The organism is Blastomonas sp. (assembly GCF_041747255.1).
GTDB lineage: Bacteria > Pseudomonadota > Alphaproteobacteria > Sphingomonadales > Sphingomonadaceae > Blastomonas.
Map to the genome: position 1 here is coordinate 1 of NZ_JBGTFM010000077.1, position 8,300 is coordinate 8,300.

Genomic DNA, 8,300 nt, shown 5'->3' on the forward strand with positions numbered 1-8,300 from the left:
GGCGTCGCGCTTGCCGCCGGGGAAGTCGTCGGGCGACGGCACGACGCCCGAAATCCCGATCACGTCCTCGGGGCTGGTGCCCCAGGTCACCACCGGCTCGATCTCGGCGGCGTCGAGGATCAGGGTCTTGTCGTAATGCGCGCCCTCGTCCGAGGTCAGGGTGCGCCAATGCGCCAGCGCCATGTCCCACGCCGCGCCCTTGGGCGCATGGGGCCGGCCGCGGACGTAGTCGAACGTGGTCTGGTCCGGCGCGATCAGCCCGGCCCGCGCCCCGCCCTCGATCGCCATGTTGCAGACCGTCATGCGGCCTTCCATCGACAGCGCCCGGATCGCCTCGCCGCAGTACTCGATCACATGCCCGGTTCCGCCCGCCGTCCCCGTCGCGCCGATGATCGACAAGGTGATGTCCTTCGCCGTCACCCCCGGCCCGAGGCTGCCACGCACCTCCACCCGCATGTTCTTCGCCTTGCGCTGGATCAGCGTCTGGGTGGCCAACACATGCTCGACCTCGGACGTGCCGATCCCGTGCGCCAGCGCCCCGAAGGCGCCGTGGGTCGCGGTGTGGCTGTCGCCGCAGACGATGGTCATGCCCGGCAGCGTCCAGCCCTGCTCCGGGCCGATGATGTGCACGATCCCCTGGCGCACGTCCTCGACGCCGTAGTGCTCGATGCCGAAGTCCTCGGCGTTCCTGCGCAGCGCCTCGACCTGGATGCGCGACATCTCGTCGTCGATCCCCTTCTCGCGGTCGGGCGTCGTGGGCACGTTGTGGTCGGGCACCGCCACGGTCTTCTCCGGAGCGCGCACGCCCCGACCCGCAAGCCGAAGCCCCTCGAACGCCTGCGGGCTGGTCACCTCGTGCACCAGATGCCGGTCAATGAAAATGATCGCGGTGCCATCATCGCGCTGATCAACGACATGCGCATCCCAGATTTTTTCATACAGTGTCTGTGCGGTCGCCATGCTCTGTCAAAACCCTCGCAAATTCGCCGATCCTGCCCGGCGCTTGGCAGATGCACATCCCCAAATCCAGCGCCGATTTGGTTGCCGATGAAACCGGCCGCGCACGCCAGTGCACATGCCCTCTTCAAACCGGCGATGATTGCGCCTATTCTGTATGACATGCAGGCGCTTATCAATCTGGGCATCGTGATCGCCACCACCGCGTTCATGGAATTTGTCGCGTGGTGGAGCCACAAATATGTGATGCACGGCTGGGGCTGGGACTGGCACCGCGACCATCACGAGCCGCACGACAAAGTGCTGGAAAAGAACGACCTTTACGCGATTGTCGGCTCGGTAATCTCAATCAGCCTGTTCATCATCGGCGCGTGGTTCTGGATGCCCGCGACATGGATGGGCATTGGCGTGATGATCTACGGAATCATCTACACGCTGATCCACGACGGGCTGGTGCACCAGCGCTATTTTCGCTGGGTGCCCAAAAGTGGCTATGCCAAGCGGCTGGTGCAGGCGCACAAGCTGCACCATGCGACCGTTGGCAAGGAAGGCGGGGTAAGCTTCGGCTTTATCATCGCCGAGGACCCGGCCAAGCTGAAGCTCGAACTGAAGCGTCAGCGCGAGGCCGGCACAGCGATCATCCGCGACGCACAGGGCGCGCTTTAAGCCGTATTAAGCTTGCGTTCTCGATCCTGCATAGCGTGCGGTTATCCGCGCATGCCAGTGAACACCATCGGCCCGCCCAGCTCCAGCGCCTTGGCATAGGCGGGGCGAGCGCGCAGGCCCGCGAGATACGCCGCCAACGCCGGGCGGCTTTCGAGCAACTTGCCCGCGTCTACCACTTCAAGCAGGTATGACAGGTTCACGTCCGCGCCGGTCAGGCTGTCGCCGACCAGAAAGGTGCGACCATTGACCGCAGCATCGGTATGATCGAGCAGCTTGACCACCTCTGCCCCGATGAAGCCGCCGAGCATGTCGCCCAGCCCGCCAAAGCGCGGGCCCAAAGCGTTGAGGATGATCGGCATCGCCATGGTGCCCTCGGCAAAGTGCAACCATTCGAGATAGGCCGGGCGGTCCGCAGCATCCGCAGGCGCGAGCTTGCCGCCGCCAAAACGCTCGATCAGATATTCGATGATTGCGCCCGATTCGACCATGACATGATCGTCGATCACCACCGTGGGTGCCTTGGACAACGGATGCACAGCTTTCAGCTCGGGCGGCGCGCGAAAGGTCTTTGCATCACGCGCATGGCGCACCAGCTCATAAGGCGTGCCGAGTTCCTCCAGCAGCCAGATGATCCGGGTCGAGCGTGAATACTCAAGGTGGTGCAGCGTGATGCTCATGCGGAAATCCTTTTGGTGGTCTTGAGGCCGCTCAATCGGCGGTTGTCAGCGCGATGTCGCTGGCAACCGGGTCGGCCGCTGGCTGCACCCCGAAAAGCGGGTCTTTGTCGATATCGATCCAGTCGCTGAACGGGCGGCCGTAAAGCGCGTCGAAAAACTCGTACGGCAGCCGGAAGGGCCGCGTGCTTGAGCTGTTCCACAGCATCACGATGCCGCTGCGTCGTTCAGGATCGAACCACATCGCCGCGCGATAACCGTTGACCGCGCCGCCATGGCCGACCAGCCAGTGGCCGTCATAAATGTGACTGCGCCAGCCCTGGCCGTATCCGTGGCTGATGATCAGCGAGTCCGGCCCCGACCGCCCGCCGCGATAGGTGGCCACGCGCGGACGCTGCGTTTCGGCGCGCACCGATGGCGAAACGACATCGGGCGCGGCGCCCATTTGCGCCATCATCCAGCGCGCCAGATCGACGATGTTCGAGCTGACTCCGGCGGCGGCGGGCACGCGGAAATACGAATCGGACAGCGTCTGCACCTGCCCCCGCCGATAAGGCCGCGCCCAGTTGCCTGCCTGGGCGAGGTGCGCCATGCCCAGCCCGGCGCTGTCCATGCCGAGCGGCACGAACAGTTGCTGCTGCACGGCATCGGCATAGGTCATTTTCGTCGCACTGCTGACGATTTCGCTGAACGCATCATAAGCGACGTTCTGGTAGCTGTGACAATCGCCCGGCATGCACTGCAGCGGCACGGTGGAAAGCATGTTGCGCAACAGCGGCGCAGGATCACCCGATTCCAGCCTGCCATCATAAGCATTGCGGGTGAGGCCGAGCCGGTGCGAGAGCAGATCGGGGACCGCCAGCTGCGCCTCTGCGCCGCCCGCCAGACGCAGGCTGGTGCCAAAGCTTGCGAGCGGGGCCGAGAGGCTGAGCTTACCCTGTTCGGCAAGCGTGTAGGCGAGCGTGCCCGCCACCCCTTTCGAGACCGACGCCCAACGGAACAACGTTTCCGGTGTTACCGGCAGGCCGTTTTCGCGGTCGGCAAAACCATAGCCCTGCACGAAGGTAAGCTTGCCGTCCTCCACCGTCGCCACCGACAGGCCGACCAGACCGGGATCACGCATCATCCGCTGGATGCGCGCATCGAACGCGGCATAATCGACCGTGCCCTGCCAGCGTTCTGACATGTCGGGGACTGGCGCGCTGACCTGCGCGGCATTGGCCGGGCTGCCCGGCAGCACACCAGCGCCGCGCGACAGCGTGACCGCAACGAGCAAAGCAACCGCAGCTACACCGCTGGCGGTCCAGAGAGCAGGACTGCGCAGCCGAAGCTTCATGCCGTCTCCAGTGGTAAAATGCGCCCGGGCCCCATGTGCGTGCATCGCACAATATCGGCCATTCAACGGCTTATAAGCGCGGGGCTGGCTTCAGGGCAAGCCAAGTGTGGTGCGACCCGTCGTTCCGCCGCGTCAGACTGGCGGCAAGCCAGGAGTTGTGGGCACCCGGGCGACGATGGGCGACACATAATCGGGATCGTGCTGGAACGGCATTGGCGATCCTGCCCGCATTGCCCGCAGTACGCTGGCGAAATCGGTCGCGGCACGAAAATGCAGCAACCTTTCGGCGCGCGTTGGATCGTAAACCCGGTCGATATACCGTGGCAGCCGCCACCCCCGCGCCGCATACAGCGCTGCGGCATCGGGGAAATAACGGGCAATGACCGACGGGGCATCTCGCACCAGTTCGGCAGCATCTTCCCGCGCGAATGGCGGCGGCGCGGAGAGCACGAATGTCTGAAATCCGAGCATGCCCGGGGCATCCAGCGCAGCCAGATGGGCGCTGGCGGCATCCTCCACCGTCAGCCGCCGGTTGAGGAATTCATTGGCTTTCAGATTTGGGCCGCTCAGCGCGCGATCGGTATCGTCATCCTCGGGAAAGAAGCGCCCGGTCCGCAGCACCAGTGCGTCGATCCCGTGCAGGTCGTGATACAGGCGACACAGTTGCTCGGCGGCCAGCTTGGTCGCGCCATAGATGTTGCGCGGCCGCAGCGGGCCGAAATCCTCATCCAGCCAAAAGGCTTCGCGCGCCCCGCCGGAGACCCCCGCGCGCACATCCTGACGGATCATCAGCGACGTCGTCGATGTAAAAATGAAACGGGGGTGGCCGGCGTCCACGGCGGCCTCAAGCAGGTTGACGGTGCCGGCGACATTGACATCGATAAAGGCTTGCGCGGAATAGCGGACGATATCGGGCTTGTGCAGCGCCCCGGCGTGGATGACACAGCCGGGCGAATGATCGGCAAAGGCCTGGTCCACGGCACGGCGATCCGCGACAGATGCCACAATATCGGTATCCGGGCCGGGCGCCACATCCAGCCCCACGACGACATGCCCCGCCGCGTGCAGCATCGGCGCCAGAAAGCGACCCAGCCAACCCGAAGCGCCGGTGAGCAATATGATCTGCCGCTGCATCATCCCGTTTGGCGGTAGTCTACCAAGACCCTGGCGACCGAGGCGATCTCGTCCTCGTGACTTTCGTCGCGCCAGGTTTCGGCGAGCGCTGCCGCCTCCCAGTCGCGCATCGCCGGGTGATTGAGGATCGTGTCCACCCAACGCAACCCGGGATCACCGATAGCCAAGCCGAAACTGCGCACCCGGAAAGCAACCGGCGCGAAGAACGCGTCCACCGCGCTGAACGTGTCGCCCGCCAGCCACGGTCCGCCAAAGCGGCTCAGCCCTTCGGCGAACAAAGCCGCGATGCGGTCGATATCCGCCTGCAGCGCGGGCGGAACCGCGATCAGTTCGGCACGCACCCCGACGCTCATCGGGCAGATGTTGCGCAACGGGCCAAAACCGCTGTGCATCTCTGCTGCCGCGCAGCGTGCCCATGCGCGCGCCAAAGGATCGGATGGCCAGACGCCCGCGTGCCGCTCGGCAAGATATTCGATGATCGCCAGCGAATCCCAAACCACGGTCTCGCCGTCATGCAGGCACGGCACCTTGCCGTTGGGGGCAAAACGGCGGAATTCAGCGCTGTTGTCTGGCCCGGCAAAGGCCACCAGCCGGTCCGCGAACGCGATGTTCAGACCGCGCATCAACAGCCATGGCCGCAGCGACCAGCTCGAATAATTACGGTTCGCGGTGATCAGCGTGTAGGCCATTGTGATTACTCGGGGGCTGGGCTCATATGAGTGTTGAGAAACGTCACGCTGTCGGCAAGCACCAGGGCCTTGTCACGATATGGTTTGGACAGCGCCATCACAACATCCTCATGGTCCAGGCCCTGATAGTTAATCATTTCAACCACCGCGCCTTCATCCTTGAGACGTTTTGTGAGGTTGATCGCGTTGCGCGGGCGCACGGTGGTGTCCTCGCTGCTGGTGATCAGCAGCATAGGCGGCGCATCGGCGCGGGCGAAGGTGATCGGCTGGGTGACTGCGGGCTCGGGATAAGACGACATTGCATCGATCGACCGCTTGGTGGCGAACGGGAAGAAATCATAGGCGCCGCTCAGCCCGACCACTGCCTTGACGATGCCGGGTTCGACGCCTGCCTCCTTGAGCCAGCGTGGATCGAGCGCCAGCAGCACTGCGGTATGCGCGCCCGCCGAGTGTCCGGAAAACGCGATGCGCGCCGGATCACCGCCATACCGCGCGATGTTGTCGCGCGTCCATGCCACCGCCTGCGCAGCATCCTGCACGAACGCGGGGAAGCGCACATCGGGCACCTTGCGATAATCGGGCACCACCACGACAAACCCCTGCCGGGCCAGAGCGCGACCGGCAAAGGCATAGTCCTGCCGTGCGCCCTTCACCCAGCCGCCGCCGTGCCAGAAGATCAGCACCGGGCGCTTGTTGGCCGGGTCAGCATCGGCGGCGCGCCACACGTCAAGCGTTTGACCCTTATCGCCAAATCCTTCCGCTTCAAGCACTTGCACCGCGCCCTTGCCACCGCCCATCACCGCATCGAAGTGGCTGAGCAGCAGCGGCGGGGATGCGGTTGCGACATAGCCGCCCAAGCCAACCAGTGCGGCAACGACGATACCGAGCGTGATCTTCGTGCCGCGCTTCATGAAATGTAATGCGCCGTGGTCCTGGCCGCGACATCCTCGGCGCTGACACCCGGGGCGAGCTCAACCAATTTGAACGGGCTGTCATGGTCGGGCCGCTGGAACACGCACAGATCGGTGATGATCATGTCGACAACGTTCTTGCCGGTGAGCGGCAGCGTGCAGGCCGGGATGAACTTGGGGTCGCCGTTCTTGCTGGTGTGCTCCATCACCACGATGATCTTCTTCACCCCCGCGACCAGATCCATCGCTCCGCCCATGCCCTTGATCATCTTTCCGGGGATCATCCAGTTGGCAATATCGCCGTTCTCCGCGATCTCCATCGCGCCCAGCACGGTTAAGTCTATGTGCCCGCCCCTGATCATCGCAAAGCTGTCCGACGAGCTGAAATAGCTCGACGAGGAGAGTTCGCTGATCTTCTGCTTGCCCGCGTTGATCAGGTCTGCGTCTTCATCGCCATCATACGGACACGGACCGATGCCGAGCATGCCGTTTTCAGATTGTAGAGTAACTTCAATACCTTGCGGCACATGATTGGCAACCAGTGTCGGAATGCCAATGCCCAGATTGACGTAATAGCCATCCTTCAGTTCCTTCGCGGCGCGCGCCGCCATGTCGTCACGGGTCCAGGGCATAGTCTATGCATCTCCACTTAAGCTGTTCCATGCTCGCCAGGTGCCGATTGCATACACCAATCCAATAGCAAGAACGATGACTGACGACCAACGGAGGAAATCCTCCGACAAATCAGGGCGCTGAAAGGCGGTAGGAAAGAACAACACCATTCCGCGCAAAAGGTAGATTGCGCTGATGACGATCAGTCCAGTGCGCAACAGTGGTAGCTTTATGATCAGTCCTGCGCCGGAAAAAGCATAAGCCGCCCAGATCGACAACACTGTCGCGATACCTAGAGTTATGATCACCGGTATCCAGCTTCCCCGTGCCGCAGCTTGCGCGATGTGTTCGCCCGCGCCAAAGAACCGGTACCAAGATGGGCCGCCAACAATGCAGCCAAGGTGGAGCAACGCAGCGGTAACGCTCAGCCATCCGCCAATGATGAGCCAAAGGTTGCCCTGTGACAGGCTGCTCACGGTTGCGGCTCCCAGTGCGTGTCTGCGGGGAATATCTCATCAAAGCCGCCTCGGATCGAGGGGCCGTAGACCGGGTTGGAGAACAGGAACCAGCCCCTTCCCCACAGATCGGCATAGGGCTTTTGCATCGCCATCGCCTTGCGCGCCTGCGGCGGCAGTTCGGGCTTGTTGAAGGCGTTGCGGAAGTCGCCGAGCTGGTCGCCCGCCATTGCAACCACGCACCAGCGCGCGGCGATGGTGGCGCGGCGCTCGTCCTTGCTCGATCCGGTGGCATCATCGCCCATCAGAAACAATGTGTCGCCGTGCCTGAACGTGCCAAGCCCCGCCAGACGCAGCGCGTCCTCGCTGCCCTTTGCGTTCGCTGACGTGCGGTTGGTGTTGGCAATCGGGGTGATGCCCACGCCGCGCAGCGCGGCCATGGCCTCAACCGCGCCGGGCATCGCTACCGCCTTGGCTGCGCCGGTTTTTTCCCAATTTTCCCATGTCTTTGCATCGAACTGCTGCCCTCGCATGGCAAACCAGCGCATCGATCCCATGTTCCAGATGAGCGTCTCATCGGCGTCGAACACCGCGGCCATCGGCTTGTCGCCGCACGGCACGAAATTGCCGCTGGCCTCATCGATGATCACGCTGTTCACCGGGCGCGCCTGCGCACGCGCGATCGCATAATCGGTGAGCGCGCCGAACGCCTGCTGCGATGCAATCGCGCCTTCGGCTGAGCCATAAAGCCATTGCTGGCCCATCGGCACGGCGGGGGCAGCAACAGGCGCGCTGGCCACCGGCGTCGTTTGCGTCGTGGAGCAGGCGGAAAGAACAACACCATTCCGCGCAAAAGGTAGATTGCG

Annotated in this window: 10 protein-coding genes; 1 reads left to right on the forward strand and 9 read right to left on the reverse strand. The window is 63.6% G+C overall.

All coding sequences use genetic code 11. From position 1 onward, the window contains the following. The coding region (locus ACEW8G_RS02795) for a 3-isopropylmalate dehydratase large subunit (RefSeq protein ID WP_373486925.1) at window positions 1–960 on the reverse strand (960 nt) is incomplete at its 3' end. 159 nt (window positions 961–1,119) lie between these two features. Between ACEW8G_RS02795 and ACEW8G_RS02800 the strand changes: the two genes are divergently transcribed. Further along, entirely contained in the window at window positions 1,120–1,623 is a 504-nt protein-coding gene (locus ACEW8G_RS02800) for a sterol desaturase family protein (RefSeq protein ID WP_373486934.1), read from the forward strand. A gap of 41 nt (window positions 1,624–1,664) precedes the next feature. On the opposite strand, the gene ACEW8G_RS02805 is transcribed toward ACEW8G_RS02800, so the two are convergent. From ACEW8G_RS02805 to ACEW8G_RS02840, 8 genes are all read right to left on the reverse strand, one after another. Continuing rightward, window positions 1,665–2,300 carry a glutathione S-transferase family protein gene (locus tag ACEW8G_RS02805; protein WP_373486926.1) on the reverse strand — a complete coding sequence of 212 codons (636 nt, stop codon included), beginning with the start codon at window positions 2,298–2,300 and terminating at the stop codon, window positions 1,665–1,667. Window positions 2,301–2,331: 31 nt separating this feature from the next. Further along, window positions 2,332–3,633, reverse strand: coding sequence for a serine hydrolase domain-containing protein (locus ACEW8G_RS02810; protein ID WP_373486927.1), 1,302 nt, complete (start codon window positions 3,631–3,633; stop codon window positions 2,332–2,334). Window positions 3,634–3,765: 132 nt separating this feature from the next. After that, a complete protein-coding gene (locus tag ACEW8G_RS02815; RefSeq protein WP_373486928.1) occupies window positions 3,766–4,767 on the reverse strand; it encodes an NAD-dependent epimerase/dehydratase family protein in 1,002 nt (333 codons plus the stop codon). Beyond that, complete coding sequence (locus tag ACEW8G_RS02820; protein WP_373486929.1) at window positions 4,767–5,456, reverse strand: glutathione S-transferase family protein; 690 nt, start codon at window positions 5,454–5,456, stop codon at window positions 4,767–4,769. Before ACEW8G_RS02820 ends, ACEW8G_RS02815 begins: the two co-directional genes overlap by 1 nt. A gap of 5 nt (window positions 5,457–5,461) precedes the next feature. Further along, window positions 5,462–6,367, reverse strand: a complete 906-nt coding sequence (locus ACEW8G_RS02825; protein ID WP_373486930.1) for an alpha/beta hydrolase — start codon at window positions 6,365–6,367, stop codon at window positions 5,462–5,464. Beyond that, window positions 6,364–6,999 (reverse strand): 3-oxoacid CoA-transferase subunit B, encoded by a 636-nt coding sequence (locus ACEW8G_RS02830; RefSeq protein WP_373486931.1) that lies wholly within the window; start codon window positions 6,997–6,999, stop codon window positions 6,364–6,366. The genes ACEW8G_RS02825 and ACEW8G_RS02830 overlap by 4 nt, the downstream gene beginning before the upstream one ends. A gap of 3 nt (window positions 7,000–7,002) precedes the next feature. Then, window positions 7,003–7,455: a hypothetical protein gene (locus ACEW8G_RS02835; RefSeq protein ID WP_373486932.1), complete on the reverse strand. Its 453-nt coding sequence runs from the start codon at window positions 7,453–7,455 to the stop codon at window positions 7,003–7,005. Next, on the reverse strand, window positions 7,452–8,300 hold an 849-nt coding region (locus ACEW8G_RS02840; RefSeq protein ID WP_373486933.1), incomplete at its 5' end, for an HAD family acid phosphatase. The genes ACEW8G_RS02840 and ACEW8G_RS02835, both read right to left, overlap by 4 nt.

Coding starts and splice junctions, on each gene's coding strand:
- ACEW8G_RS02800 (WP_373486934.1), top strand. CDS start 1,120: ATGCAGGCGCTTATCAATCTGGGCATCGTGATCGCCACCACCGCGTTC.
- ACEW8G_RS02805 (WP_373486926.1), bottom strand. CDS start 2,300: ATGAGCATCACGCTGCACCACCTTGAGTATTCACGCTCGACCCGGATC.
- ACEW8G_RS02810 (WP_373486927.1), bottom strand. CDS start 3,633: ATGAAGCTTCGGCTGCGCAGTCCTGCTCTCTGGACCGCCAGCGGTGTA.
- ACEW8G_RS02815 (WP_373486928.1), bottom strand. CDS start 4,767: ATGCAGCGGCAGATCATATTGCTCACCGGCGCTTCGGGTTGGCTGGGT.
- ACEW8G_RS02820 (WP_373486929.1), bottom strand. CDS start 5,456: ATGGCCTACACGCTGATCACCGCGAACCGTAATTATTCGAGCTGGTCG.
- ACEW8G_RS02825 (WP_373486930.1), bottom strand. CDS start 6,367: ATGAAGCGCGGCACGAAGATCACGCTCGGTATCGTCGTTGCCGCACTG.
- ACEW8G_RS02830 (WP_373486931.1), bottom strand. CDS start 6,999: ATGCCCTGGACCCGTGACGACATGGCGGCGCGCGCCGCGAAGGAACTG.